The organism is Anderseniella sp. Alg231-50, assembly GCF_900149695.1.
Lineage (GTDB): Bacteria > Pseudomonadota > Alphaproteobacteria > Rhizobiales > Aestuariivirgaceae > Anderseniella.
Genome location: NZ_LT703003.1, coordinates 490,357 through 516,141, shown reverse-complemented (window position 1 = coordinate 516,141; position 25,785 = coordinate 490,357). Strand labels below are relative to the sequence as shown.

At 58.6% G+C, this 25,785-nt stretch carries 29 protein-coding genes and 2 tRNA genes; 14 read left to right on the top strand and 17 right to left on the bottom strand.

The window, feature by feature from the left end; genetic code table 11:
* Positions 1-72 precede the first annotated feature (72 nt).
* From DHN55_RS02535 to DHN55_RS02525, 3 genes are read left to right on the top strand one after another with little or no spacing between them, the layout of a single operon-like run.
* Positions 73-780 (top strand): ABC transporter permease, encoded by a 708-nt coding sequence (locus DHN55_RS02535; RefSeq protein WP_108879818.1) that lies wholly within the window; start codon positions 73-75, stop codon positions 778-780.
* The gene (locus tag DHN55_RS02530) at positions 773-1,507 is read left to right on the top strand and encodes an ATP-binding cassette domain-containing protein (protein ID WP_108879817.1); all 735 of its coding nucleotides are present in this window, start codon (positions 773-775) and stop codon (positions 1,505-1,507) included. The genes DHN55_RS02535 and DHN55_RS02530 overlap by 8 nt, the downstream gene beginning before the upstream one ends.
* Before the next feature lie 21 nt (positions 1,508-1,528).
* On the top strand, positions 1,529-2,371 hold the full coding sequence (locus DHN55_RS02525) for a substrate-binding domain-containing protein (RefSeq protein WP_108879816.1): 843 nt from the start codon (positions 1,529-1,531) through the stop codon (positions 2,369-2,371).
* Between the two features lie 49 nt (positions 2,372-2,420).
* Here DHN55_RS02525 and DHN55_RS02520 read toward each other — a convergent pair whose 3' ends face one another.
* Positions 2,421-3,308 (bottom strand): substrate-binding domain-containing protein, encoded by an 888-nt coding sequence (locus DHN55_RS02520; protein ID WP_108879815.1) that lies wholly within the window; start codon positions 3,306-3,308, stop codon positions 2,421-2,423.
* Between the two features lie 416 nt (positions 3,309-3,724).
* Here DHN55_RS02520 and DHN55_RS02515 point away from each other — a divergent pair, with 416 nt between their 5' ends.
* The 6 genes from DHN55_RS02515 to DHN55_RS02490 all read left to right on the top strand — a co-directional run bounded on the left by DHN55_RS02515 (position 3,725) and on the right by DHN55_RS02490 (position 8,046).
* On the top strand, positions 3,725-4,396 hold the full coding sequence (locus tag DHN55_RS02515; protein ID WP_337659845.1) for a hypothetical protein: 672 nt from the start codon (positions 3,725-3,727) through the stop codon (positions 4,394-4,396).
* Between the two features lie 41 nt (positions 4,397-4,437).
* Entirely contained in the window at positions 4,438-5,319 is an 882-nt protein-coding gene (locus tag DHN55_RS02510) for a hypothetical protein (RefSeq protein ID WP_337659844.1), read from the top strand.
* On the top strand, positions 5,316-6,275 hold the full coding sequence (locus DHN55_RS02505) for a glycosyltransferase family 8 protein (protein WP_337659843.1): 960 nt from the start codon (positions 5,316-5,318) through the stop codon (positions 6,273-6,275). Before DHN55_RS02510 ends, DHN55_RS02505 begins: the two co-directional genes overlap by 4 nt.
* Positions 6,276-6,317: 42 nt before the next feature.
* Positions 6,318-6,857, top strand: coding sequence for a GNAT family N-acetyltransferase (locus DHN55_RS02500; protein ID WP_337659842.1), 540 nt, complete (start codon positions 6,318-6,320; stop codon positions 6,855-6,857).
* 89 nt (positions 6,858-6,946) lie between these two features.
* Positions 6,947-7,516: an Ada metal-binding domain-containing protein gene (locus DHN55_RS02495; protein ID WP_108879811.1), complete on the top strand. Its 570-nt coding sequence runs from the start codon at positions 6,947-6,949 to the stop codon at positions 7,514-7,516.
* A 14-nt stretch (positions 7,517-7,530) separates the two neighbouring features.
* Entirely contained in the window at positions 7,531-8,046 is a 516-nt protein-coding gene (locus DHN55_RS02490) for a methylated-DNA--[protein]-cysteine S-methyltransferase (protein ID WP_337659841.1), read from the top strand.
* A 72-nt stretch (positions 8,047-8,118) separates the two neighbouring features.
* Here DHN55_RS02490 and DHN55_RS02485 read toward each other — a convergent pair whose 3' ends face one another.
* The 10 genes from DHN55_RS02485 to DHN55_RS22185 all read right to left on the bottom strand — a co-directional run bounded on the left by DHN55_RS02485 (position 8,119) and on the right by DHN55_RS22185 (position 14,611).
* Positions 8,119-8,787, bottom strand: a complete 669-nt coding sequence (locus DHN55_RS02485) for a glycosyltransferase family 25 protein (protein ID WP_108879810.1) — start codon at positions 8,785-8,787, stop codon at positions 8,119-8,121.
* Positions 8,788-8,943: 156 nt separating this feature from the next.
* A tRNA-Phe gene (locus DHN55_RS02480) sits at positions 8,944-9,019 on the bottom strand.
* 134 nt (positions 9,020-9,153) lie between these two features.
* A complete protein-coding gene (gene yacG, locus DHN55_RS02475) occupies positions 9,154-9,408 on the bottom strand; it encodes a DNA gyrase inhibitor YacG (RefSeq protein WP_108879809.1) in 255 nt (84 codons plus the stop codon).
* 1 nt (position 9,409) lies between these two features.
* Positions 9,410-10,036, bottom strand: coding sequence for a Maf family nucleotide pyrophosphatase (locus tag DHN55_RS02470; RefSeq protein ID WP_108879808.1), 627 nt, complete (start codon positions 10,034-10,036; stop codon positions 9,410-9,412).
* A 105-nt stretch (positions 10,037-10,141) separates the two neighbouring features.
* On the bottom strand, positions 10,142-10,591 hold the full coding sequence (locus DHN55_RS02465; RefSeq protein WP_108879807.1) for an arsenate reductase/protein-tyrosine-phosphatase family protein: 450 nt from the start codon (positions 10,589-10,591) through the stop codon (positions 10,142-10,144).
* A 19-nt stretch (positions 10,592-10,610) separates the two neighbouring features.
* On the bottom strand, positions 10,611-11,087 hold the full coding sequence (locus DHN55_RS02460) for a UPF0262 family protein (RefSeq protein ID WP_108879806.1): 477 nt from the start codon (positions 11,085-11,087) through the stop codon (positions 10,611-10,613).
* A 74-nt stretch (positions 11,088-11,161) separates the two neighbouring features.
* Positions 11,162-12,457: a histidinol dehydrogenase gene (gene hisD, locus DHN55_RS02455; protein WP_108879805.1), complete on the bottom strand. Its 1,296-nt coding sequence runs from the start codon at positions 12,455-12,457 to the stop codon at positions 11,162-11,164.
* On the bottom strand, positions 12,454-12,927 hold the full coding sequence (locus DHN55_RS02450) for a DUF2948 family protein (protein WP_108879804.1): 474 nt from the start codon (positions 12,925-12,927) through the stop codon (positions 12,454-12,456). The genes hisD and DHN55_RS02450 overlap by 4 nt, the downstream gene beginning before the upstream one ends.
* A 122-nt stretch (positions 12,928-13,049) precedes the next feature.
* The gene (gene murA / locus DHN55_RS02445) at positions 13,050-14,339 is read right to left on the bottom strand and encodes a UDP-N-acetylglucosamine 1-carboxyvinyltransferase (RefSeq protein WP_108879803.1); all 1,290 of its coding nucleotides are present in this window, start codon (positions 14,337-14,339) and stop codon (positions 13,050-13,052) included.
* Between the two features lie 128 nt (positions 14,340-14,467).
* Positions 14,468-14,611 (bottom strand): hypothetical protein, encoded by a 144-nt coding sequence (locus DHN55_RS22185; RefSeq protein ID WP_337659840.1) that lies wholly within the window; start codon positions 14,609-14,611, stop codon positions 14,468-14,470.
* A gap of 147 nt (positions 14,612-14,758) precedes the next feature.
* On the opposite strand from DHN55_RS22185, the gene DHN55_RS02440 reads away from it, so the two are divergent.
* The 3 genes from DHN55_RS02440 (at position 14,759) to DHN55_RS02430 (ending at position 16,358) form a co-directional block, all read left to right on the top strand.
* Positions 14,759-14,833 (top strand) — tRNA-Thr (locus DHN55_RS02440).
* A gap of 55 nt (positions 14,834-14,888) precedes the next feature.
* Positions 14,889-15,392 (top strand): AAA family ATPase, encoded by a 504-nt coding sequence (locus DHN55_RS02435; RefSeq protein WP_108881666.1) that lies wholly within the window; start codon positions 14,889-14,891, stop codon positions 15,390-15,392.
* Positions 15,393-15,632: 240 nt separating this feature from the next.
* Positions 15,633-16,358 carry a hypothetical protein gene (locus tag DHN55_RS02430; protein ID WP_337659839.1) on the top strand — a complete coding sequence of 242 codons (726 nt, stop codon included), beginning with the start codon at positions 15,633-15,635 and terminating at the stop codon, positions 16,356-16,358.
* On the opposite strand, the gene DHN55_RS02425 is transcribed toward DHN55_RS02430, so the two are convergent.
* Positions 16,331-17,173 (bottom strand): hypothetical protein, encoded by an 843-nt coding sequence (locus DHN55_RS02425; protein WP_108879801.1) that lies wholly within the window; start codon positions 17,171-17,173, stop codon positions 16,331-16,333. The genes DHN55_RS02430 and DHN55_RS02425 overlap by 28 nt on opposite strands.
* Complete coding sequence (locus tag DHN55_RS22180; protein WP_337659838.1) at positions 17,170-17,421, bottom strand: helix-turn-helix domain-containing protein; 252 nt, start codon at positions 17,419-17,421, stop codon at positions 17,170-17,172. The genes DHN55_RS02425 and DHN55_RS22180 overlap by 4 nt, the downstream gene beginning before the upstream one ends.
* A 407-nt stretch (positions 17,422-17,828) precedes the next feature.
* Here DHN55_RS22180 and DHN55_RS02420 point away from each other — a divergent pair, with 407 nt between their 5' ends.
* Positions 17,829-19,334, top strand: a complete 1,506-nt coding sequence (locus DHN55_RS02420) for a TrkH family potassium uptake protein (RefSeq protein WP_337659837.1) — start codon at positions 17,829-17,831, stop codon at positions 19,332-19,334.
* A 10-nt stretch (positions 19,335-19,344) separates the two neighbouring features.
* Here the strand turns inward: DHN55_RS02420 and DHN55_RS02415 are convergent, their stop codons facing one another.
* The 3 genes from DHN55_RS02415 to DHN55_RS02405 are packed head-to-tail and all read right to left on the bottom strand — an operon-like array spanning position 19,345 to position 22,420.
* The gene (locus DHN55_RS02415) at positions 19,345-19,899 is read right to left on the bottom strand and encodes a thermonuclease family protein (protein WP_108879800.1); all 555 of its coding nucleotides are present in this window, start codon (positions 19,897-19,899) and stop codon (positions 19,345-19,347) included.
* Positions 19,896-20,360, bottom strand: coding sequence for a molybdenum cofactor biosynthesis protein MoaE (locus tag DHN55_RS02410; protein WP_108879799.1), 465 nt, complete (start codon positions 20,358-20,360; stop codon positions 19,896-19,898). Before DHN55_RS02410 ends, DHN55_RS02415 begins: the two co-directional genes overlap by 4 nt.
* A gap of 14 nt (positions 20,361-20,374) precedes the next feature.
* Complete coding sequence (locus DHN55_RS02405; protein WP_108879798.1) at positions 20,375-22,420, bottom strand: AsmA family protein; 2,046 nt, start codon at positions 22,418-22,420, stop codon at positions 20,375-20,377.
* 176 nt (positions 22,421-22,596) lie between these two features.
* Between DHN55_RS02405 and DHN55_RS02400 the strand changes: the two genes are divergently transcribed.
* Positions 22,597-24,555 (top strand): acetoacetate--CoA ligase, encoded by a 1,959-nt coding sequence (locus DHN55_RS02400; protein ID WP_108879797.1) that lies wholly within the window; start codon positions 22,597-22,599, stop codon positions 24,553-24,555.
* 128 nt (positions 24,556-24,683) lie between these two features.
* On the opposite strand, the gene DHN55_RS02395 is transcribed toward DHN55_RS02400, so the two are convergent.
* Positions 24,684-25,688, bottom strand: coding sequence for a class I SAM-dependent methyltransferase (locus tag DHN55_RS02395; RefSeq protein ID WP_337659836.1), 1,005 nt, complete (start codon positions 25,686-25,688; stop codon positions 24,684-24,686).
* Positions 25,689-25,785: the final 97 nt, after the last annotated feature.

The window sequence follows — 25,785 nt, the reverse complement described above, 5'->3', positions numbered from 1 at the left end:
AATCGGTGTTGCATCCTGCGGTTCGTTTTCATACGGTCCTGATCTCGAAGAAAAACAGAAAAAAACATAATTATGCAGGATTTCGCAGAAGCGTTTCGGTTGGCGTTTGGCCTGGTTGCAGCGATGGACGCTGATCTGGTTGAGATCATCGGCCTGTCGCTGCGCGTCAGTCTGACCGCTGTCCTGGTCGCAGCCGTGCTCGGAATGCCGCTTGGGGCGTTGCTGGCCACGGTGCGGTTTCCCGGTCGCAGCGCGGCCGTGATTGTCGTCAATGCGCTGATGGGGCTGCCGCCCGTGGTGGTTGGACTGCTGGTCTACATGGCGCTGTCGAATGCAGGCCCGCTTGGCTTTCTGCAGTTTTTGTACACGCCGGCAGCAATGATCATCGCACAATCCATCCTGATCACGCCGATAGTGGCCGCGCTGACCCGCCAGGTCATTGAAGAGATGAACTTTGAATACGCCGAGCAGTTCGCCTCCCTGTCGGTGCCCTGGCACACGCGCATCGTCGCCTTGATAAGTGACGCCAGATACGCATTGCTGACTGTGTTGCTGGCGGGGTTTGGCCGCGCCATTGCCGAGGTCGGCGCGGTTATCATTGTCGGCGGCAACATTGCCCATCTGACCCGGGTCATGACCACTGCCATAGCGCTGGAAACCTCAAAGGGCGACCTGGCGCTGGCGCTGGCGCTTGGCATTGTACTGCTTGTCATTGCGCTGGTGGTGAATGCGGCTGTGATGAGCTTGCGGGCCAGCGCGAAAGGCAGGGCTCATGCTTGATCAGCCGGTTGCAAAATCAGCAACACAGCTGCCGCTTGCCGTAACTGGTCTTTGCTTCAGCGCCGGCGGCGCACAGCTGATCAACGGACTTGATCTTGTTTTGGCTGACCATGGCATCACGGTTGTAATGGGCCCCAATGGGGCCGGCAAAAGCCTGCTTGTGCGGTTGTTGCACGGGCTTATTGAGCCGGTATCCGGTAGCATCACCTGGAATGGGCGACGCTGTGACGAGGCCACCAGGCTGCGCCAGGCTATGGTGTTTCAGAAACCTGTCTTGTTGCGCCGCTCCGTTGCCGCCAATGTGGATTTTGTGCTCAGGCTCAAAGGGGGTTCGAACAGCGAGAGACTGAACCAGTTGCTGGCACAGGCAAACCTGCTCGACAAGGCGGACCAGCCGGCACGGGCCCTGTCGGGCGGTGAACAGCAACGCCTGGCACTGGTGCGGGCTCTCGCCAGTGACCCTGAGGTTTTGTTTCTGGATGAACCGACCGCCAGTCTGGATCCGTCGTCGACCCAGGTTATCGAAACCGCGATCGCCCGGGCAAGCGGGCGCGGCGTGAAAATCGTGCTGGTGACCCACGATGCCGGTCAGGCACGAAGGCTGGCCAACGACGTGGTGTTCATTCATCGCGGCGCTGTCGTCGAGCACATGAGCGCAAAGGCGTTTTTCAAACAACCGGCCAGCACCGCTGCGCGAGACTACCTCGCCGGTAAACTGGTCATTTAGTCGAGAGAGGAAAGACTTGTGATGAAGGTGAGAAACAGCGGTTTTCTGGCGGCGGTCGCAGTGTGCGCCAGCATGGTTCTGACTGTGCCTGGTCATGCGGAAGACAAGTCGATCATCGTTCAGTCGACCACGTCGACCCAGAACTCAGGCCTGTTTGACTACATTCTGCCAATGTTTGAAGAAGCATCCGGCATCAAGGTGAATGTCGTTGCCGTGGGCACCGGGCAGGCCATCAAGAACGCCCGCAACTGCGATGGCGATGTGCTGTTCGTGCATGCGAAGCCGGCCGAGGAAAAATTCGTTTCCGACGGATACGGCGTGAAGCGTTATGACGTCATGTACAATGACTTCGTCATTGTCGGCCCGGCAGCCGACCCGGCCGGGGTGGCAGGTCGCAATGACGCCGCAGCCTCGCTCAAGACGATTGCCGGAGCAAAGGCCGTATTTGCCTCGCGTGGGGACGATTCAGGTACTCACAAGAAGGAACTCAGGCTGTGGCAGGACGCAGGCGTTGATGTCAGGGCGGCCAGCGGTACCTGGTACCGCGAAACCGGCTCCGGCATGGGCGCAACACTCAACGTAAGCGTCGGCATGGGGGCTTATGCCATGACCGACCGGGCCACCTGGATCGCGTTCAGGAACAAGGGTGAGTTCAAGATCGCCGTCGAAGGAGACAAGGCAATGTTCAACCAGTACGGCATCATTCAGGTCAACCCCGCCAGGTGCCCGAACGTGAAGGCGGCAGCGGCGAAAAGTTTCGTTGACTGGGTCATCACCAGAGACGGCCAGGCCGCCATTGCTGCCTACAAGCTGGACGGCAAGCAACTGTTCTTTGCCAATGCTGCCAAGGAGGGAGCGTCTTAGGACGACTCCGCTTCAGCAGCACCTGAAACCCAGACCCAGCTGGCGCCGATCAGGTGGAATTGTAGTGTACGTGAAACTGCCCGGAGATATCGTAACCGGACATCGCGGCTGCCCGTTCGGCAAAGGCGGATGACCTGCAAAAAGCAGCCAGTGCCTGCATGGGCGGGTCAAACCAGGCCTGCCTGTCAACTGCCAGGTCGTAGCGTTCCTCAACAACCGGCACGAACTCCAGCCGTAACTGGGCAGCGACACCTGACAGCCCGAAGGAGATGTCGGCATTACCGTCCTGCACAAGCAGGGCCGCATCCGTCTCGCTGCGCACCGGGGCGGTCCAGTTGATGTCCGCTCCGGCAAGCCCGGCTTCGTCAAGCAGTTTTGCAAACAGCATCTGGCTGCCTGCCTCGGGCTGGCGGGACGCAAGTGTCCTGGCCTTTGCGTCGCTGAGAGTTTTGACACCGTCGGGATTGCCCGCTGGCACAATCAGCCCCCGTTGCCGTCTGGCCCATTCGACCACGACAACAGGCTGGTCTTTCAGTTTGTCTCTCGCAGCCTCAATATTCCAGCCGCTACCCGAAGTGTCGGGGATATGCAGGCCGGTTGCGATGCCTTCGAGATTGGCAAAGCGCTCAAGGCCATCGAGCGAACTGTCGAAGTTTGCCGCCAGACCGCAGCGGCTTTCGCGCATTGCCCATTCCAGCAACGGATCATGACTGCCCAGCAACACGGCCGGACGCGCCGTGGCGAGCGAAACATTCGGACCTGACGAATTGTCAGCCAGCCATGCTTCCACCTGATCGCGCGGAAACAGCAGTTTTCCGGTCGCGCGCGAGCACGGGACCGCGCCGGAAGCCGCCAGTTCATAAACCTTGCGCTCTTTTATGCGCAGAAGATCAGCCAGTTCTCTGGTCGTGAGATATCTGGACGCGAGTTCGTTCATCTGTGTTGCCCCGATGTATTAACCTGCAAATACCTGCATGGTTTTCGCAAGGCTGGCAAGAGTCCACGCTCAGGTTACCGCGCCGCCGCGGGTCAGGCTGGTGATTGCATCATCGCTGGGGGGCGACCACGGACATCATCTTGTGTTGGCGCTTGCCGGATCCGGGCGCGTTTGACCCGGTTTCAAGGAATCTGTTGATGCTGTGGAGGATGCTCACAAGTGTGGCAATGCGAATCGTCGTGTCTGTGGCAGGTTGCTGTCGACGGGCCAGAAAACGCCGGAATTGGCGTTCAAGGTGCCGCCGGGGTTCCAGTATTGCAAAGAGCTGGTGTTGGGTGGATAAAGCGATCGAGCGAAGGCTTTTGACAAAAAGGTTACGGTGCGTGTCTCAGCTTGCAACACAACCGGAAGTTATCATGCTGGCGACACGTGAGATCGAAGGGTATGCTCTGCACTCGCGTGCTGCCTGGAAACGATTTTGCGATGATCGCGGCTACCGGTTTTTCCACTATGGCGAGAGCTTGCTGCCGGACATGCATGTCAATTGGAGCAAGATCGAGATGGTGCGGCGCCATCTGAGTGAAACCGATGCGGAGATCGTCGTACTGGTCGACGCCGATACGTATGTATGCAGTCGTGATTTCGATCTGAATGCGCTTGCCGAAAAGTACGCCGACAAGGACATCCTGTTTGCGAAAGACTGCCATCATCTGGGACCGTTCCTGTTGCCGCTCAATTTTGAGGCGGCGTTCAAGTACCAGACCAGAAATCTGCCGAATGCCGGTTTCGTCGTTATCCGGAACAACGATTTTTGCAGGCAGTTTTTCGATGACTGGCTCTCGCTTTCTCAAGGCCAGTTGAGTGGTATCGCGGACAGGCATCCGAGAAATCAGAGGGTGCTTTGGCAAGGCCTGTATTTCAAGCACATGAAGAGAATCGGATTACTTGATCGAATTGTCGAACGGGTCCGCAACGTCGCTCACATTCCCCGCGCAATCCGTTCCGGTGCCGCTGTGGTACATGTCAAAAACGGATTGTCTCAACAACAGGCGGATGAATTGGAAGTTTCGCTGCGGAAAAATGGCTGATCAACGGAACGATCCGGTGCCGGTTGCGAATGGATGTCGCGATGCGTAGTCGCAGTCTCGCTTTCAGGACTGATATTGCTGAATTCCTGGCCTATTTGCCGGCACTGGCCGGCACCCAGTTCCAGTATCACAGGTACGCCGGGGCTGTACGGCAACCCGGCAGCGCGAACGACATCGTGGTTTCACTGACCAGCTTTCCCGGCCGTTTCGGCAAACTGCACAACTGCATCAAGTCGCTTCTGGGCCAGCGCTTGAGGCCGTCAAAAGTAGTACTTTATCTCATCAAAGAGGAATGTCGCGGCATTGCGTTGCCTGACGCACTTACCCGGTTGCAGAACACCTGCTTCGAGATTCGTTTTGTCGACACCAACGTGCGTTCGCTGAACAAGCTGCATCATGCGCTGGCCGATTTTCCCGACCACACCATTGTGACCTGCGATGATGACAAGCTGTACCCGGCCGACCTGCTGGAAATACTGGTGGCAGCTCACACAAGGTTTCCCGGTTGTGTAGTCTGCAGCAGGTCGCGCGAGATTGTGCTGGACGAAAACGGCAGCGTTGCACCTTATCGCTCCTGGCCGATGGTGAAGGCCGTGCAACCGTCCATGTCACTGTTGCCGATGGGCGTGGGCGGCGTGCTGTATCCGCCCGGTTGCCTTGATGCCCGGGTAAGGGATGTGCAGCTGTTTCTGCAGCTGTGTCCAAATGCCGATGATCTTTGGCTCAAGGTCATGGCTGTGCTTGCGGGAACGCCGGCGGTTCAGGCCGGACCGCAGCCTCGGGTGTATCCGTCAATTCCGTTCTGGAACGGACAGAAACTGTCGCCGCAAAACATCTGGAATGACGGCAACAATAACGCCCTTACCAATCTTGTCCGGCATTTCAGAATTCCACCTGAAGCATTCCGGGAGCCGGCAAGTTGATCCTCTATTCCACTGATCAGGTGTTCCTTCCCCTGGTATGCATTTCGATCGCATCCATGGTCGAGCATTGTCGCGGCAACCGCCCGCCGGTCACCGTGCTGCTGCACGATGTCGATGAAACGGCCCGAAAAGGCGCTTCATCGTTTCTCGAGGAGCTTGGTCTGCAGTTAGATCTTGTCGATGTGGACGGCAGCTGGTGCCAGCCGTGGGCGAAAGCGCGCGGGCAGTCCCCGGCCAAGTTCGGTTTTCTGCGCATGCACGAGCTGCTTCAAAGACCGGTCGGCAGGGTTGTGGTTGTGGATGCCGATACCCGCTTCATGGACGATGTAAACAAACTGCTCGCACACCCGCTCGATGGATGCGCGGTGGCAGCGGTCAACGACATGGCCGTCGTTGCGGAAGGACGGGTGCCGGATCTGTGTGCAAAACTCGGTATTCCGCAAAGCCCCGGCTACTTTAACTCAGGTCTTCTGGTCATTGACCTGGAAAAGTGGCTGCACGCGAATACCGGGCAGGCCGCCATTGATGTTTTTACACAACGATCCGAGATCCTGACCTTCAACGACCAGTGCGCGCTGAACGCGGTACTTGCCGGCAACTTCAGGCAGCTGCCGATTCGCTGGAATGCGCTGCAGGGCACCCATCGCGCCGACTGGCCGGTCTCGATGCATCACTTTGCCGGCCACTTCAAACCCTGGAAAATGGGACTTTGCAGACGTTTGCCGTCGGTGGAAAAAATTATGGGTGCGCCAAATATCGACTTTTACCGTGCAGCATGCCGGTCAGCTCGCAGCCACAACCTTGATCCTGCCGGCAATCAGCTGCTCGAAACCATCAGTGCCGGTCTCCTGCTGGGTAAAATGAGTGTCAACGGCAGGTTGCGCCAGCACACGCTACGGTCCTCGTCATCGCTGCTGACAAGCTTTGCGTCGCAACACCCGCATTTAATGGAATGAGATCACGGCTCAATAGTCTTGTTCATGCTGTAGGAGGATAACTTGCACCTGACAAAGCCCGTCCTGACCGGTGCCGCAGTGCGGCTTCGGCCCCTGGTCGCCGACGACGCAGCGGCCATGTATGCAAGCCTCGATGATCCGGAGAGCATGCGCCTGACCGGCACCCAGTCGGCTTTTACGTTTGAGCAGGTCAAGCGCCATTGCGAACACGTCGAACATGCTGATGATCGGCTCGACTATGCCATTGAGGTTGCAAGCCAGCCTGTCGGAGAGGTGGTCCTGAACTGCGTCGATGATATCAACCGGTCAGCCTCGTTTCGAATAGCGATCTGGTACAATGACCACCGGAACCGGGGCATCGGAACCGAGGCAACCCGGCTGCTGGTCAGGCACGGGTTTGACGTGGTCGGCCTGAACCGGATCGAACTTGAAGTCTACTCGTTCAATCCGAGGGCCAGGCGGGTCTATGAAAACGCCGGCTTCAGACTGGAAGGCACCCGCCGGCAGGCGCTTTTGTGGGACGGCGAATTTGTCGACGCTCATACCATGGCAATGCTCAGGGAAGATTTCCCGGTCGTGTGATCTCCTTCATCTGCGGCCAGTTGGCCGGAATCGGACTCCATAATACATGTCATCTGGTTCACCGGGAGATGGTTGGCTAACATGTTGCCATGTTGGATTTTGATCTGTGCAACGAAGCCCGGCTGCGGCGGGACCCGGCCTATGACGGTGTGTTTTTCATAGCCGTCAAGACAACCGGCATCTATTGCCGGCCGGTCTGTCCGGTAAAGCAGCCGTTGACGAAGAACGTCTGTTATTACCCGACAGCACCCGCCGCCGAACGTGCCGGCTTCCGGCCCTGTTTGCGCTGCCGCCCGGAAACGGCGCCTTTTTGTCCAGCCTGGAACGGTACGCAGACCACTGTCGAACGGGCGCTGCGACTGATCAATGACGGCGCGCTTGACAACAGCAGCGTCGAGCGGCTTGCGCTGCGACTGGGGGTCGGATCACGACAGCTGGCCAGGCTGTTCAAGCGCCATGTCGGCGCCAGCCCTGTGCAGACAGCGAACACCGTTCGCCTGCAGCGGGCCAAGCGGCTGCTGGACAATACCGGCCTGTCAATGACCGAAGTCGCCGACCAGGCGGGCTTTGGCAGCGTGCGGCGTTTCAATGCCGCTTTTCACGGTCTTTACAAACGGTCTCCCTCTGAGCACCGAAAGATGGCAAGATCAGCTGGCTGAAGGAGGATCACCTATTGACGGGCAAATCTGCGGAACCACTGGTTTACGGCTATCTTGACAGCCCGGTAGGGCAACTCCTGCTGGTCGCGGATGCAGATCATCTGCGTGGCATCAGTTTTCCCGAAGGCAGCAGGAAGCAGGAGCCGCAAACGGGTTGGCGCCGCGATGATGCCTGGTTCCCGGACACCACCGCGCAATTGCGGGCATATTTTGCAGGGGAGTTGAAAGAGTTCAACTTGCCGCTGTTGTTCGACGGCACGCCGTTTCAGAATTCTGTGTGGCAAGCCTTGTGTGATATTCCTTACGGCGAGACAACCTCTTATGGCGCATTGGCGTCAACGGTTGGCAATGCCAAGGCCAGCCGCGCGGTCGGCGCAGCCAACGGCGCCAATCCGTTACCAATAGTGGCGCCCTGTCACCGCGTCATCGGTGCCGATAACTCCCTGACTGGCTTCGGCGGTGGTGTGGATGTGAAGCACTTCCTGCTGACCCACGAAAAGGCCAGGGGCTACCAGGGTCAGTTGTTCTGACAAGCGCAAAATGAGGTCACAAGCCTGGCACAGGCCCGGGCTACGTGAAAACCGTTGTGTGGCTCAGCATTGTCAATCCGCTGGTGGCTCTTCAAAATCTTCCCACGGATCCCGTTTGTTAATATGGGCATGCTCGGGGTCGGACCGTGTCCACTGAATTGTCGAGACGCCGTAGTCTTCAATTGCAATGACCGGACGTTGCTCATGGTGTACAGGCAGACCTCGCAAGGCCGACCTCCACAAAAGCTCGTCGGAAGGTTGAACGCCCTTCCTCCGGGTTTGCGCCACGGCCAGATTGGCCCCGGCCGGGGTTAGCAGGTAACCGGCTGTTCCCGGTGCGTCTGCGACTTGATAGTTCACCGCCAGCGCGCCTTCGGGTATCTCCGGAACCGGGCCAACAAGTATCGCGTCGTGTTCCAGGACCAGTGTCGGTTCGCTTGCCCTGGCCGCCTTGCACCAGACCAGGTAGTGCGACAGCGCACAGCCCAGTTCGGGTCTGGTCAGATGCCATTGGCCTTTCTGCTGCGTGGCCCTGTCACCGATCGGATCGTCGGCGATGCGCGAATAGGTGTCCGGGTTTGGAAACAGCCCCATATCATGCATGAGCTTTTCCGCCTTGAATTTGTTGACGGCCGCAAACGCCTTGCCAGTGATCCCGTGGCGGTGTCCGGTTTCAATACACCTGGCCGCCCCGTTTTCCGAATGAGGCAGGCCGAATATGGTAATGACATAACCGATCATGGGTTGATGTGGTTATCTTGGCTTCGTTGTGACATCCATGGCCGGAAGAGCCAATCCTGTCAAACTGCGCAGGCGTTTGGCAGCAATACTCAGTTTGCAACTGCCAAAAACAAAAACTGTCTGTTCGACACCTGAGCCAGTATCGAGAGAAGGTAATGGTGCCCAGGGGCGGAATCGAACCACCGACACGCGGATTTTCAATCCGCTGCTCTACCAACTGAGCTACCTGGGCATGTGAGCCGCGCGAAGAATCCTTCGTGCGACCGCAGCGGTTTATAGGTGATCGCCCGGCACCTGTCCAGCATCAACCACCATACATCATGACGGTTTTCCAAAGCAGTGCGGATTGGCTGCCTGAGGCACCGGTTATGCGCTCTCGCCGCCATCGTCGCGCTTGGGCGACAGGCTCTCTCCGGTCTCGTCGAAATCAGGCGGATCGGCGGCCGGAATGGCGTATTGGCCGCCCAGCCAGCGGTGCAGGTCGATGTCGGCACAGCGGGCTGAACAAAACGGATGATATTTCTGTTTCGAGGGTTGCTGGCACAGCGGACACGGGCGCCTGGTGCGCAACCTTACCGGCGGTTCCGGCTTCCTGCCGCCCGGACCTTGTGGATCGCTCATATCAGGTCTCCGTAACCCACTTTCCGTAAACCGGATATCCGCCGGCCTGCAGCATCTGCACGGTTTCATGCAGCGGCAGGCCGACCACACAGGTGTATGACCCGCTCATCCAGCGCACGAATGCGGACGCCTTGCCCTGGATGGCGTAGCCGCCGGCCTTGCCGCGCCATTCGTCGCTCATCAGGTAGGCATCCATGTCGGCGCGCATCAGCCGCTTGAAGCGGACCTTGGTGTCGACAACCCGGGAGCGCTCGCGCCCGTCCGGCGACACCACGGCAATGGTCGTGAACACCCGGTGTGAACGCCCCGACAACAGCCGCAGCGCATCACGCGCCTCGTCCGTGGACTGCGGTTTGTCAATCACCCGCCGGCCAACGCTGACCACCGTATCGGCCGCCAGGACGAAGACGTTCTCGCCGAGATTGCGCACCAGCGGCGCAGCACGGGCAGCTTGTGCCTTCTCGCGCGCCAGCCGCAGCGACAGCGCCCTGGGAGATTCACGTTTGCGCCGCGTCTCGTCAATATCCACCGGATTGAGCAGGTCCGGATAAATGCCCACCTGTTCAATCAATGACAGCCTGCGCGGCGAGGCGCTGGCCAGTACCAGCTTTGCATCGGTAATCGACATATCCTGAGCCTTCTGAACCCTGCTGTATGCATCATCCTAGATTGATGCGGTATGTGCTACAGATTCTGGGTAGTTGTCCAGCACCACGGACAATCACCGCCCGCCTCATCTCAGTTTCGGCAATCCGGTTTCACCGAAGCGGTCCCGCATCCGCTTGATCAGATGGTCCCGGCATCTGCGATAGGCGTCCAGCACCTGTTCCCTGCTGCCCATCTCCAGTGACGGGTCGATGGTCGGCCAGTACACCACGTCAATGGCCATGGTCCGGGTCAGTTCCATGGCCTTGTGATGGGCTTCCGGAGACAGCGACACCACCAGGTCGAAGCTGGAATCGACAAGATCATCGAACGACTTGGCCTTGTGTTTGGAAATATCAACCCCGATTTCGTCGAGGACCTCGATGATGAACTCGTTGCGCTGGGTGGGACGCACACCGCAACTGTCCACAAACACCCGGTGGCCGTAGTAATATTTCATGATGCCCTCGGCCATCGGCGAGCGGATGGCATTGTGCGAGCAGCAAAACAGCACAGCACCTGGCAGGTCCGTGCTCATATGGCTGGACTCCGCATTATCAGCCGCGCCAATGCAGCACGCAGACCAGCGTGAACAGGCGCCGTGCTGTGTCGAAGTCCACGGCAATCTTGCCGTCCAGCCTGTCCATCAGAACCTGGCTGCCTTCGTTGTGCAGCCCGCGCCGGGCCATGTCGATGGTTTCGATCTGGCTCGGCGTTGCCGTGCGAATAGCCTGGTAATAGCTTTCACAGATGCCGTAATAGTCCTTCACGATGCGCCGCAGCGGCGACAGGGCCAGCGCGATGACGCTCAAGGTATCGCCGGCCTCATTGCACACATTGAACACAAGCTTGGTGCCGTCGATTGACAGATTGAGGGAGTAGGGCCCTTCAGGCTTGCCGACGACCTGGAAACTGTTGCTCTCGATCAGGTCGTAGATTGCCACCTTGCGCTCGTGGTCCACGTCGGCCGAGAAGGTCTTGGACAGCGTATTGTCCAGGTTGACGGCGACCAGTCTGTTATTGTCGGTGTCCATGTCCCCGGCTTCCAGAGCGTTTGCGGTGTGTAGGGCGATTTAGCTGCCTTATTCGCTTCGCACAAGTGCGGGGGTCAGGGCAAGTTCAACCGCATGGCTACCGACCGTGCATGGGCCTCCAGGCCTTCCGCGCGCCCGATGGTGATGGCGTCCGGGCCAATGGCCCGCAGCGCATCCGCGCTGCATTTCAGGATGGATGTGCGTTTCATGAAGTCGAGCACGTTGAGCCCGGAAGAATATCTTGCGCTGCGCGCCGTCGGCAGTACGTGGTTGGGCCCGCCGACATAGTCGCCGACGGCTTCCGGTGTAAAGGCGCCCAGGAAAATGGCGCCGGCATTGTGAACGGCTCCGGCAATCTCGTCTTCGTTTTCGCAGACAATCTCCAGATGCTCCGGTGCCAGCCGGTCTACCAGCGGCACTGCATCCAGCAGGTTGTCGACCTTGATGATGCAGCCGAACTCGCGCCAGCTCGCCCCCGCAATGTCGGCCTTCGGCAAGGTCGCAAGCTGGGTATCGACAGCATCCGACACCTCGCGCGCCAGTTGCTCGCTGTCGCATATCAGGATCGACTGGGCCGACGGGTCATGTTCAGCCTGCGCCAGCAGGTCGGCTGCAATCCAGCCTGCATTGGCGCTGCTGTCGGCCATGACAAGAACCTCGGACGGGCCGGCAATCATGTCGATGCCGACGGTGCCGAACACCTGCCTTTTGGCGGCTGCCACGAAGGCATTGCCCGGGCCGACGATCTTGGCGACCGGTTCGATGGTTTTGGTGCCGTAAGCCAGCGCCGCCACGGCTTGTGCCCCGCCGATGGTGTGGATTTCGGTAATGCCGGCAATGCGTGCTGCTGCGATCACCTGGGCGTTGATGACACCCTTTGGTGTCGGCACCACCATGACCAGCCGTTCAACGCCGGCCACCTGCGCCGGGATGGCATTCATCAGCACCGAGGACGGATAGGCGGCAAGCCCGCCCGGCACATAAAGCCCGGCTGCCTGAACGGCGCTCCAGCGGTGGCCAAGCTCGACACCCTTGTCGTCCGTGTAGCGTTCACTGTCTGGCACTTGCCGGCGATGATAGGCCTGGATGCGGGATGCCGCGGCCTCCAGTGCGGCCAGCACGTCCGCCGGGCATTTTTCGGCTTCCTGCTCGATCTGGTCCGCCGACATGCGCGCGCCGGTCTCAGGCAGGTCGAACCCGTCGAACTGTTTTGTGTAGTCAGCCACCGCGGCATCACCACGGGTTCGGACATCTGCCAGAATGGCTGCCACGGTATCGTTGACGTCTGCGGCCTGCTCACGCTTGTCGCCCAGCAGCCTGACAAAATCCGCCTCGAACCCGGCGTCGTTGATGTTCAGCCAGCGTGTCATTTCCGTGCGCCCTTCGAACTGGTGTCTTCAGGTCCAGCGTCATGGTCCGGCCGGGCCCGGGCCGGCCAGGCCTCACTCAGGTCTGCCATTGCCACTTCAATGCATTCGACCTCGATACGCACCGCCCCGCCGCCTGCGAACGACAGCTCGATGGTGCCTTCCGGTGCATCGGCGCCGGGGATGAATGTCATGGCGAGCAGGGACACGATAGCCGTCTTGTCGTTCATCATGATGTTGCGCGAACTTACCCGGCGGACCCGGGATATCTGTACCCCGCACAACCGCCGCTCGCCGCTGCCGCCCTTGTTGCCGAAGTGGACATAGCGGTTGGCCACGATTGCCAGCTTGCCGGTGGCCTTCATCCAGCGAAGATCGCCCACCGGCATCACCGCATCCTGCAAATGCGCGGAAATGACCGCCAGATCCTCATCATCCAGTGCGGCAATCTTTATAGCGGGAGTGTCGCCCATCTTCTTTGTCGCTTCTTGCTTTCAGCCCTGTAACAGGAAGGGTTTCCGGTTGCGGCAACCAGAAACCACAAACCTGATCGTTTTTAAAGAGTGAGAGCGACAAAGGCCCTTGGATCTTGAGCCTAGTCGGAGATGCGCGAGATATCAGCACCACACGCGCTGAGCTTGTCTTCCAGTGTTTCGAAGCCGCGATCGAGATGGTAGACCCGGTGCAGCATGCTTTCGCCTTCCGCCGCCAGGGCCGCAATCACCAGCGATACGGATGCGCGCAGGTCGGTTGCCATCACTTCCGCCCCATGCAGCTGATCCACGCCCTTGACGGTTGCGGTATCGCCACTGAGTGAAATATCGGCTCCAAGCCGGGCCAATTCCTGAACATGCATGAAGCGGTTTTCAAAAATGGTCTCGCGAATGACTGACGTGCCGCCGGCGCGTGTCATCAGCGCCATGAACTGGGCCTGCAGGTCGGTCGGAAAGCCGGGATAAGGCTGGGTTTCCACATCAACAGGTTTCAGGCCGTTGCCGTTGCGCCTGATCCGCATGCCATTGTCTTCGACGTCGATCGTGGCACCTGCCTGCTCCAGCACCGAAATCATGCTGTTCAGGTTGTCCGGGCGCCCGCCGCGCAGTGTCACATCGCCCCCGGTCATGGCAACCGCCATGGCATAGGTGCCTGTCTCGATCCGGTCAGCCAGCACTTCATGGGTCGCGCCATGCAGTTCATCGACGCCCTGTATGGTCAGCGTCGAAGTGCCGATGCCATCGATCTTGGCACCCATCTTGACCAGGCATTCGGCAACATCGATGACCTCCGGCTCGCGGGCGGCGTTTTCGATCACTGTTTCGCCTTTGGCCAGCGTGGCCGCCATCAGGGCGGTGTGGGTTGCCCCGACAGACACCATCGGGAAGGTGATCCTGTTGCCTTTAAGGCCGCCGGGGGCCTTGGCCACCACATAGCCGTTTTCGATGTCAAGCTCGGCGCCCAGCTCGCGTAGCGCCATGAGGTAGAAATCCACCGGGCGGGTGCCGATGGCACAGCCGCCTGGCAGGGAAACGCGGGTATCATGAAAGCGCGTCAGCAACGGCCCGAGAACCCAGAAACTGGCGCGCATCTTTGACACGAGATTGTAGGGCGCGGTGGTGTCGACAATATCGGCAGCGGTAAAGTGCACCGTTTCACCGGCCTGGCTGCACTGGCCGGCCCGTTTGCCGTCAGTGCGCTGGTCAACACCATGATTGTGCAGGATGCGCTTCAGCAACTGTACGTCGGCCAGCCGGGGCAGGTTTTTGAGCGTGAGTGTTTCAGCAGTCAGAAGGCTGGCAATCATCAGGGGCAAGGCGGCGTTTTTCGCACCCGAAATCGGGATTTCGCCATTCAATTCGTTGCCGCCGCCGATTCTGATCCGGTCCATGCTCTGTTCGTGCCTTTTTGGTACAATGTGGAAGGTATGCTGCGATAGTCCTGCTTTGTGGCGCTTTCATGCACCTAAAGTGCCAGTTCGGGCAAGAGGGCATATTACGCTGCAAAAATCGTTGGTTTTCAGCCCTTTTTCCTGTCGGATTTGTTTTTCTGACCGCCTGCTGCCGATGTTTTGCCGCGGGCCTGCTGCTTGCGCCGGGCAAGGTTGCGCCTGAGCGCCTCCGCCAGGCGCTTTTCGCGTTCAGCCGCTGTCTCACTGGCCATGCCTTGAGCCACTTCCCGGTTAGCAATTATTGAACCTTGATAATGTAGGCTTCGCCTGTGTTTTTGTCATGCAGGTTCAATCATGCTTGCACAGTTTAAGCTGCTGTGGCATTACGCCTGCCACATGGCCGGGTTCGGTCGGTTCAAGCTGTCGTAGCTCAGGGGTAGAGCACTCCCTTGGTAAGGGAGAGGTCGAGAGTTCAATTCTCTCCGACAGCACCAGAATTATCCAGAAAAACTGCCGTTTTAGATGGCTCTGCATGACGGCATGCCTCAAATGACCGGGAACAGACCAACACTACACTTGCTCGTCGGGAAGATCGCCGCTGGAAAATCGACCATGGCGGCTGAACTGGGCCGGGCGCCGGCTACCGTTGTTGTAAGCGAAGACCATTGGCTTGCTGCACTGTTTGCAGAAGAGCTGACTTCAGTCGGTGACTATGTCCGCTGCTCCGCCCGGCTTCGAACCGCCATGGAGCCGCATCTGGTTGGGCTTTTGCAGTCCGGTGTTTCCGTGGTTCTTGATTTTCCTGCCAACACACCTGAACTGCGAAAATGGGTCCGAGGCGTGCTGGACGAGGCCGGTTGCGCCCACAAGCTGCACTTCCTGGATGTACCGGATGATGTTTGCCGGGACCGGTTGCGCAGGCGCAATGCGGCGGGAGACCACGCCTTCGCGGTCACGGATGAACAGTTTGATCTCATAACGAAGCACTTCGTGGCACCATCTGACGAAGAGGGGTTCAAGGTTGTCGTGTACACTCATGATGAACCCGGCTGAAAGTGACCGGCCACTGGTTTCCTGTGCGCGGTTTGCAGTGGGGCCGGTTTTCGGTTGTTGAATTCCCCTTGCAACTGTAACTTGCAACATGTGCGCCGAAATCGGTAAGCACAAGTCGGCGGTTAATGGCAAAATTACTGTATTGAAACAGCGTTTACCTCTCTTTGTCGGTAAATCAGTGTGTGTTGCGTTCGCATCAAGTCACGTAAAACCACTATTACGGCAATGTTCGAGGGGGCAATGCAGGAACTGGACCCGCTGGGGATCAACCAGATTGTGACGCGGTTGCATATGCATGTCGTCGCTGTCCATGGCATAGAGATCGCGACCAGTGTTGACTTTGACCGGTTTGCGACGGTCAGGGCGCAATTGCGCGATGATGCCATTTCACCCTACTTCGACCCGCAACATAACGGCCCCGAACTGTCGCAGTCGGCGTTCTGGATCGAGGGGCGCAAGGATGGCGAGCCTGTCTATGTCGAAGCCTATCGCCTGTATGAACCAAGCGGGCCGTTCAATCACTGGTGCCGTGCCTGGCTCATGGAAGCCCACACCAGGGCCGGCGAAGACGTGCATATTGGTTCGGTTGCCGAACCGATGTCCGATCCAGTATCGAGACTGGGCGGCCGCATGGCCTATCGCGGTGAACTGTTCATGTCGCCTGCGCTGCGCGGAGGCCCCAAGAGCAGGTTGATCAACGACATATCACTGCTGCATCACGCCCTGGTCTGGGGCTACTGGAAACCGGACTACATATGGGGTCTGACGACCGAGAACAGGGCCCAGCGCGGCATGCTGCGCCGTATCTATTACAACCACCTGGAAGAAGGCTTTATTGTCTGGAAGCGCCGGCCTGAGTGTGTGGAACAGGACCGTGAGACCCTGTGCTACCAGCCCCGCCACCAGATCATCAGGGATCTTGCCGCGGTCGGTTCGCGTTATGAAATGTCTATGGGCACTTCGTAACCGGCCCGCCCGAACGGTTCCAGGCGATCGGGCTGGGTTTCACCCTGCATGAGCAGTGACCCGATCGCTATTCCATCTCCGCTTTGAACCGGAAACAGAACCCGGTGATAGCGCAGCCAGTAGGCCTCTGCCTGTCCCTGCGCCGGTATCAGCGCCATGCATTCATCAAACAGCACCCGGCGATGTTCCGACACTTCAAGATACCTGTCATGGACGTGTTTTTCCGTCTGCGTGAAGCGCTCATCCAGCTGAAACTGCCTGCCCAGGCACCAGTCCACGCCCATGATTTTCCCCAGCGGTGTATGCGTACCAACCGCGCGGATCGGAAAACCGCTGTCCGGATCGTCCTCCGAGAGCACCAGCCTGGACCCGATCAGGCGCGGTGACTTGATGGCCTGCCTGGCGTAACCGGGTATAGCGTCCGGGTCCCGCGGCGCCTGCAATGCAGGCTGCAGCAGCGAAACTCTCATATCCTGCAGAAACGCCATCCGGTCCGAAGCTGCCCCGGGCGTGTCGAAGCGCTCTGCAAACCATCCCCGATTGTAGAATTTCAGGAAATAGGGCGCCGGCATTGCGCCGAGGTTTTCCGCTGCAAACTGCAGGCTGTCGTGGGTGGCGTAACCGGCATCCCATTGAATCTCGGTTGCGCAGATACCGTTCGCCGTAACGAAGGGTCTCATGCAGACCAGGCCGAATCCACGGAACGGCAAATCATTGTCGCCAAACGGGTATCCCGTCAGGTCCCGAACCAGACGACCGCGATCAATCCAGTTGTATTGATCATGATTTACGCCGGATGTGGTCACGTTTTTCATTTGTCGCGTTCGATTTTTGGGAACGGGATAATGTTGGAGTCTTCGGTCGGTCCGAACAGGTCTGTCAGAGACAGGCCCAGTACCTTGCCCATTTCAATGATCGTTGACGAATGCCCGAGTGTGGCACCGGCCTCGATATCCAGAATCGTCTCGATCGCAATGCCCATTTTGCCGGCCAGTTGCTGGACAGATACCTTCTTTGACGTTCTCGCGGCGCGCAGTCGCGCCCCTATGTAGCCATGTTTCACCTTTGTCCCCCCAATATTGTTTCCGGCACTTCTGTCGACGTTTGCATGACTTTGCGGTCATACGTCTTTACTGAAAACAACCTGCCGCCGTTCGGTTCTGGAACCTGGCGGGTATCTCGTCGTGAGCTCATTATATCCATAAGTTCCGGCAGTTTCATCAATCAGGTCGGACTTTTCGGGGGAATGACCTGTTTATTGTGCTTGCAACGAGATTTGCACGCTGGCGGACCGCAGTGATCACCAATTCGCTGCCCATTTCATCCCGACTCCGGACCGGTTTCTTGCGCCGCAGACTGGTGCCCTTGCCCACAATTCTCACTAGCTAACGCTACGTTAGTCTGCACAGAGGTGTCAATCAGTGCTCTTGTTCGCTGGATATCCCGGCATGCTCAGGTTACAAGGCTTCAATGGCAGGGACTTTCAAACCGACTCAGTCTTCCGAACGCCGCTTCGCGGATCAGGGAATCCAGCTGTCGCGCATCTTTTTTGTCATCGGCATGATGATGCTGGTGCTGACGCTGTTCATGTTTCCACCTGCGGTGTCGGACCTTGTGGCTCGAAACGACGACTGGCACGTGTTCGCGGTCTCCGCTTTCGTAACCGGTTTTCTCGGCCTCATGCTGGTGCTGGTCAGCCGCGGCGGCTGGTCGGACCATGTCACCCTGAAGGAAGGCTTCGTGCTGACGGTGCTCAGCTGGATTGCCCTGTGCCTGATGGCGTCCATCCCGTTCATGTTCCTGGGCCGCGATGCCAGTGTGGCCAATGCGCTGTTTGAAGCCGTTTCCGGCCTGACGGCAACCGGCGCAACGGTGCTGACCGGTCTCGATCACCTGCCGCCCGGCATGCTGCTGTGGCGGTCCATCCTGCAGTGGATCGGCGGTGTCGGTATCGTCGTCATGGCGCTGGTCATGCTGCCGTTTCTGCGGGTTGGCGGCATGCAGTTGTTCAGAACCGAAAGTTCGGACCGCTCCGACAAGTTCATGCCGCGTGTGGGCGAGGTCATCAGCCTTATCGCGGTAACCTATCTGACACTGACATTTGCCTGCGGCTTTGCCTATTACTGGGCCGGCATGAATGCGTTTGATGCGCTCAACCACGCCATGACAACCGTGTCGACAGCGGGGTTTTCAACCCATGACCGGTCATTTGCGCATTTCGCCGACAACAAGGCCATTCACTGGATTGCCATTGTCTTCATGCTGGGTTCGTGCATGCCGCTGGTGCTGTACGTCAAGATGGTGCGGTCGAGGTCGCTGGCAGTGTGGAATGACGCCCAGGTGCGCGGTTTCGTTCAGATCGCCGGTCTTGCAGTCTTCACCGTGACCTTGTGGTATTATGTGCGTCACGACGAGCCGTTCCTCGATGCTCTCCGGGTCGTCAGCTTCAATGTCGTATCGATTATTTCGACGACCGGATATGCCTTGGGTGATTATACCAATTGGGGCAGCGGCATCATGGGGCTGTTTTTCGCCCTGATGTTCCTGGGCGGGTGCACGGGATCGACAACCGGTGGTCTGAAAACCTTCCGCCTCCAGGTCATGATGATGACGGCGTCGGGCTATATTCGCCAGCTGATGAGTCCGAACCGGATCGTGGTCCTGAACTTTAACGACACCAGGATCACCAATGAAATCGCCACCTCGGTGCTGGCCTATGTGACCGTCATGTTCATTTCGGTCATGGTGTTCACCATTGCCCTGTCGTTTTTCAACCTTGACCTGATTACCGCCCTGTCCAGTGCGACGGCCACGATCACCAATGTTGGCCCCGGCCTGGGTGATATTGTGGGGCCTGCCGGCAGTTATGCCAACCTGGATCCCGGCGCCAAGCTGCTGCTGACGGTGGCCATGCTGCTCGGACGGCTGGAGTTTTTCACCGTGCTTGTGGTCCTGTCACGCTCGTTCTGGCGTTGACAATTCGAGCTCAATCCGGCTCGCCCGGGCTGCCTGCACTGTCGGACCTGTTGAGCCTGCGCCAGTTTTCCGGTTCATCAAACTCGCCCTGCCACATACCCTTGCGCGCTGTCTTGGCGTTACGTTCGGAACGAACATATACCGGAAGCCTGTAGGCCACTGCCCATCCATCGGCCACCATCTGCCGGTTCAGCTCGGTCCCACCGGCATGGCAGACGGAAACCGATCGCTGATAACGGTCGACGTCCATGGTACGGCAGCTGACATCGCGGCCGGCAATAATGGATTTCAGGTGTGTCCTGGCTTTGCGCCCGCAATCATAATCGCGTCCCGCCTTGTCGCGGCAGCGCTGGCCGATCTCGGGCGCATCAATGCCTTCAAGGCGAATGTCATGACCGTTGTCGCCCGGGCGCAGGCTGTCGCCATCGATGACCCGCATATTGCCGGCAACATTGTTTCCGGGCAGGAATTCCATCACGCCAAGCACCAGCACGGTCAGACCCACAACAACCAGCGCGTCGAGGCCGGTGCGCCACAGCGGTCGCCCCCGTCGGCGGCGGCTCATTTTTCTTCCCTGCTCCAGCGGTCAGCCGCCTTGTCGTCGCTTTCGCGCGCATCAACCCATTTGGCGGCCTCAGTGTCACCGCCTTCCTCAAGCTTCCAGAACGGTGCCCTGGTCTTCAGCCAGTCCATCAGAAACTGGCAGGCCTCAAAGGCGGCTTCACGGTGCGACGAACAGGTGATCACCAGCACGATATCCTCGCCCGGCTGCATGCGGCCATAGCGATGCACAATCAGGCTGGCATCCAGCGGCCAGCGCTCATTGGCCTCGGCCTCGATCCCGGCCAGCGCCTTCTCGGTCATGCCGGGATAGTGCTCCAGTGTCATGGCAGACACCTGTTCGCCCAGGTTGAGGTCGCGCACGGAGCCGGCAAACAGCGCCGTACCGCCGATCTTGTGGTTGCCGCTGCGTATCGCGTGCAGTTCTGCGGCGATGTCAAACGGTTCTTCCTGTACCCGTATCATGTGGCGGACATTTCCTATTCCTGCGGCTTGCTGAGCAGGTTCTTGAACAGTTCGCCACCAAGTTTTTCCGCCTTGCCGGCACCTTGTTCACCGAGCGCCTTGGCGGCTTCGTCGCCGACCACGCCGCGTGCCTGGTCCTCGATCGCTTTCGACACCTTGCCCTTGGCCTGTTCCTTCAGTTCCTTGCCGGCGGCTTCAACATTGATGTCGCCGGTAGAGACCCCGAGCTTGCTCAGCGCATCGAGCGCGGCTTGCGGGTTTTCCAGAATGCCCTGCACATCAGGGTAAACCTTCGGGTTTGCCCACGGGCCTTTCACGATAACCGGCACGACAAGCCCGGAGAACTCACCGCCGGGACCTGACGCCGCGCTTGGCGCTACCTTGTAGTTCAACCGCTTGCGCAGCAGGTCGACCGTGCCCTTGCCCGTCACCCGTACCTGCGGACCTACCAGGTTCAGATCGTCATTGTTGCCAATGCCGTCGGCAAATTTGAAACTGGCGCTGAGGCTGGAAAACCTGGTGCCTGCATTGTCGGATGTGTCCCACCCGCCCAGCACGGCACTTTGCACGCCCTTGACCATTCGCGCCATGTCGATGCCGCGGACAATGCCGTCGGTCAGCCTGAAACTGGCTGTACCCGCCAGCGTTGACACCAGTTCGCGTTGCGACCGGCCGCTGGCCGCCAGGTTGAGCGTGGTGGCAAGCTTGCCCTCGAAGCGCGACGTACCGGCAAAATCCCTGAACAGGGCCAGTGCATCCAGCCCGCTTGTATCGAACTGTCCGGTCAGTCGCGGTACACGGGCCGAGCCGTCAAGGTTGAGCTTGCCGGTGGCTGTGCTGCCATACAGCGTAATCTTTTTCAGGTCGGCATTCAGTTTTCCCGCCGCCATGTTGATATCAAGCAGGGTTTCGCCGAATTTCACGTCGCCGTAGACAATGCCGCCAGTGCGCATTCGCAATTTTGCATCCACCGAGTTCAGGCTGCTGAAATCGATCGGTGCATCATTCCAGTCGGCTTGCGACTGGCCATTGCCGGATGACGGCTGCTTGCCGGTGTAGATGTTGGTATTCAGCCGGTCCAGGCCGAGGCTGGCGCTGACGCGCGGCCGGTCTCCGGCAAGGCTGAGCGCCAAATTGCCCTGTGCATTCATGCCGTCCATCGCAACGGTGGCCTTGTTGAGCTTTACGGTCTGCCCGCTGAGGTCGACACCGGCCTTGGCTGAAAACTGCTTCAACCCGGCCTGGCCGCCGATTTCAGTACCTGCCCACCGGGCGAGCTTTCGCAAGTCCGGCGATGACACTTCAAGCTTGCCGGCCAGGTTCAGGCCGTCGCCAAACCGGGCAAGGCCCGACAGCGCTGCGTCAAGGTTTGCCGACTGGATTGACAGGTCGACGGGTGAGCCCTTCGCGGCCAGACGTGTCGGTGACTTGGCAAACACCTGCAGGTCGATGCGCTCGCCGTTCCAGACCAGCGATCCCTTGACGTCCATCGGGGCTTGCGCGTTGGCCATGCTGACAACCACATTTACCGCGGTTGCCCTGAACTCGGAACCGGAACGCTCGTCCGCGTAGACGATTTCGCCGTCCTCAATTCGTATTGGCGCGATCTGTACGCTTTCAATGGTTGCGGCGCCGGTTCCGGAGCCGGTGGACGGTTCGGCGGCACCGTCGTCCTTGTTGAAATTCCAGTTGGCCTTGCCCTGCTTGTCCACAACCAGGTTGAGGCGCGGGCGCACCAGCGTCAGCTCCTGAAAATTGATCTGCCGGGACAGCAGCTCTGACCATGACAGCTGCACCTTCAGGGCCTGCGCGGAAATCGTGGTTCCCTCGAACATGGCGGGCGGGTTGGACAGCGTCGCGCCTTCAACTTCCAGCCTGAGGTTCGGCCACAGTTTGATCTCCGGCGGCTTCAACAGGGTCAGCTTGCGGCCGGTTGCCTGCTGCACGGCGCTGCTGAGCTGGGCGGTTGCAAACTCGCCGCGCACGAGCAACGGAATCGACACGATGCCGATTGCTGCAATCAGCACGATGACCAGGAAGGGAATGATGATTCGTTTCATGGTGCTGATTCTAGCAGATCAGGCAAGGTAATGAGAGCGCCGCGTTTGAACATGTCCCGTAATGAACTCTCAAAAAGTGACAGAAAATGGTTTTGGATTGTTTGCCGGGTGTCTATTGTGCCCGTTATCCAGGGCTTGTCCCCGATTCAATTCCACACTGATTTTGCGAGTTTTCCATGTCTGCTGAACCTCTCTGGTCCCCTGATGCTGCCCGAATTGCCGCCCATCGCCTGACGAAGTTCATGCAGTCCGTAAATGCCTCCAGAACCATGGACATGAAGACCTATGACGATGTGCACGGGTTTTCAGTGCGCCAGCCGGACAGTTTCTGGTCCGATGTGTGGGACTTTTGCGGCGTCAGGGCCGGAACCCGCGGCGAGCGCGTGCTCGTCGATCGCGAAAAGGTGCCCGGTGCGCAGTTTTTTCCCGATGCAAAGCTGAACTTTGCCCAGAACCTCCTGCGCCGCAACGACGATACACCGGCGATGATTTTTCGCGGCGAAGACAAGGTTCGCTATGAGGTAAGCTGGCGCCAGTTGACCGATCAGGTTTCAAGACTGCACCAGGCATTCAGGGACATTGGTGTTGAGGCCGGTGACCGTGTGTGTGCAGTGATGCCGAACATGCCGGAAACCATCATGGCGTTTGCCGGTGCAAACTCACTTGGTGCGGTCTGGTCATCCTGCTCTCCCGATTTTGGCGAGCGCGGCATTCTGGACCGCTTCGGCCAGATCGAGCCGAGCATCCTGATCGTGTGTGACGGCTATTACTACAATGGCAAGACCTTCGACATCACCGACAAGATCGAGCAAGTGGTAAAGGGCCTGCCGACGCTGAAGCAGGTGATTGTCGTCAACTATACCGGAAATGCAGCCGCAACAGCTGCAAGACTGCCCAATGCGGTCACGTTCGATGAGTTCATCGACGCGTATGCGCCGGCCCCGATCGACTATGCAATGCTGCCGTTCGACCATCCGCTCTACATCCTGTTTTCATCCGGCACCACGGGGGTTCCCAAATGCATCGTGCATCGCACCGGCGGTGTGCTGCTGAAGCATCTGGCTGAACACCAGCTGCATGGCGGCATCAATCCCGGTGACCGGGTGTTCTATTTCACCACCTGCGGCTGGATGATGTGGAACTGGCTGGCCAGCGCGCTGGCGTCCGAAGCCACGCTGATGCTGTATGACGGGTCACCGTTTGCGCCGTCTGAAACCGTGCTGTTCGACTATGCCGATGAAGAACGCTTCACCGTGTTCGGCACGTCGGCCAAGTTCATTGACGCGGTCAAGAAAACCGGCTGGCGCCCGATGGATACCCATTCGCTTGCGACGGTTCAGGCCATCATGTCGACCGGATCGACGCTGGTGCCCGAGAGCTTTGATTTCGTCTATGACGCCATCAAGCGCGATGTCCATCTGGCGTCCATGTCCGGCGGTACTGACCTGTGCGGTTGCCTGGTCGGCATAAACCCGTTCGGCGCGGTCTTTTCAGGTGAAATCCAGGCGGCGGGCCTGGGCCATGAAATTCACGTGTTTGATGATGACGGCACACCGATGCAGCGCGGCAAGGGCGAGTTGGTCAACGCTAACTCATTCCCGTCCATGCCGCTGGGATTTCTCAATGACGATGGCGGCGAGCGCTATCATGATGCGTATTACGCCCGCTTCGACAATGTCTGGTGCCAGGGCGACTTTGCCGAGTGGACCGACAATGGCGGCATGATCATTCATGGTCGCTCCGACGCCACCCTGAACCCCGGCGGCGTGCGCATCGGCACTGCTGAAATCTATGCCCAGGTTGAACAGATACCGGACGTCATCGAGGGTCTGGCCATCGGTCAGGACTGGGACAATGACGTTCGCGTGGTGCTGTTTGTGCGCCTTGCAGACGGTGTCGTGCTCGATGAAGCGCTGGAAAAGAAAATCCGCACCCAGATCCGCACCGGTGCATCTCCGCGCCATGTGCCGGAAAAGATTGTCGCGGTAGCCGATATTCCGCGCACCAAGTCCGGCAAGATAACCGAGCTTGCCGTGCGCGACGTGGTGCATGGCCGAACCGTCAAGAATGTCGAGGCCCTGGCCAACGCCGAGGCGCTCGACCTGTTCAGGGATGTGCCGGCCTTGCAGAGCTAGGAGCAGGATCCGCCAAATCGAGCTGAATTTCAACGCCGGCTTAGCGGACAAAGTTGCCGTTCCCTACAGCTTCTAATTGTCTTGAAGCTTGGCTGGTTGATGATGAAATTCTAAGTCAACAAACCTCATTAGCGCAGCAACAGAAAGAGATATCTGGCTATGCGCCCTGCATCGACGTCCGGCAGGTAATCTTCACGCGACTCTCGAATGAGGCCTTCAGCAATAAAGCCGTTCCCCTCTTTTTCGTAAAGCGGTCGTAGCTCTTCTGCAGCGGCGCAGTTTCTCTTCCAAAACTCACCAATCTGCCTGGTGTAGTCAAAACTCTCATAAGGATGGCCCAGCATGTTCAGCGCAACAGCCAGATCGGAGTATTCTACAGCAAGACGATCAGGTGGTTCAGGTGGGGCGATATGGTGGTTCATGAATATGCCCATACGTCCGCCCGGTTTTAAAATTGAGATCAGGCAAGCCATAACGTCCGTTAGATTCGCTGCCCAGTAGAGCGTATCCAGTGATACGATTGCGTCAAAACTTTCGTCGGGAAAATCCAGATCATTGAAATTGCCTGTTTCAAAATCCAGCCGATCGCTTTTTGCGAGCGTTCGATTTGCAGCGGCCTCAATTGCCGACTGAGAGTAGTCGAGGCCAACGACCTCAGCACCCGTTTCATCCGAGATGTACTCGGAAATCACACCAGCGCCGCATCCCAGGTCAAGAACCCTGTCTTTAGGGCGCAATTTAAGTAACTCCAGAAGATGTATCAGGGCGGGCATATCTGTCTGGCCATCCTGACAGAGGTCCTTGCCAAAGACACGCTTACAAAGTTTGGAATGTGCCTGGCTCGCATGCGCAGCGACGTAGAATTTTTGATATTGATACCAGTACATGTCGGGCCGTTCTTTGCGAAGCTTCTCGGCATGTGGGCGGCCTGTCTCAGTCAATTCCAATCCCGCCTCGCCGGTCTCAATCAGTCCTTTCTCTGTGAGTGTCTCAAAGGCCCCTGACCAGTCTTCTTTGTATATCCGGTATGCTTCTCCACGCGCCTCAATATCTTTTCGGGATATCGGTTTTGACTCAGCCTCTAAAACGGCAAAGGAAGCCAGGACTTGGATTTCGGCCTCTGTCAGTTCCATGAACTCCTCCTTGCGTATCATTCAGAGTCTAACTGAAAAGAGGAAGATGACAAATTCACATGGTTATTATGTAGCGCTTCATGTCCTAGTAAGGATG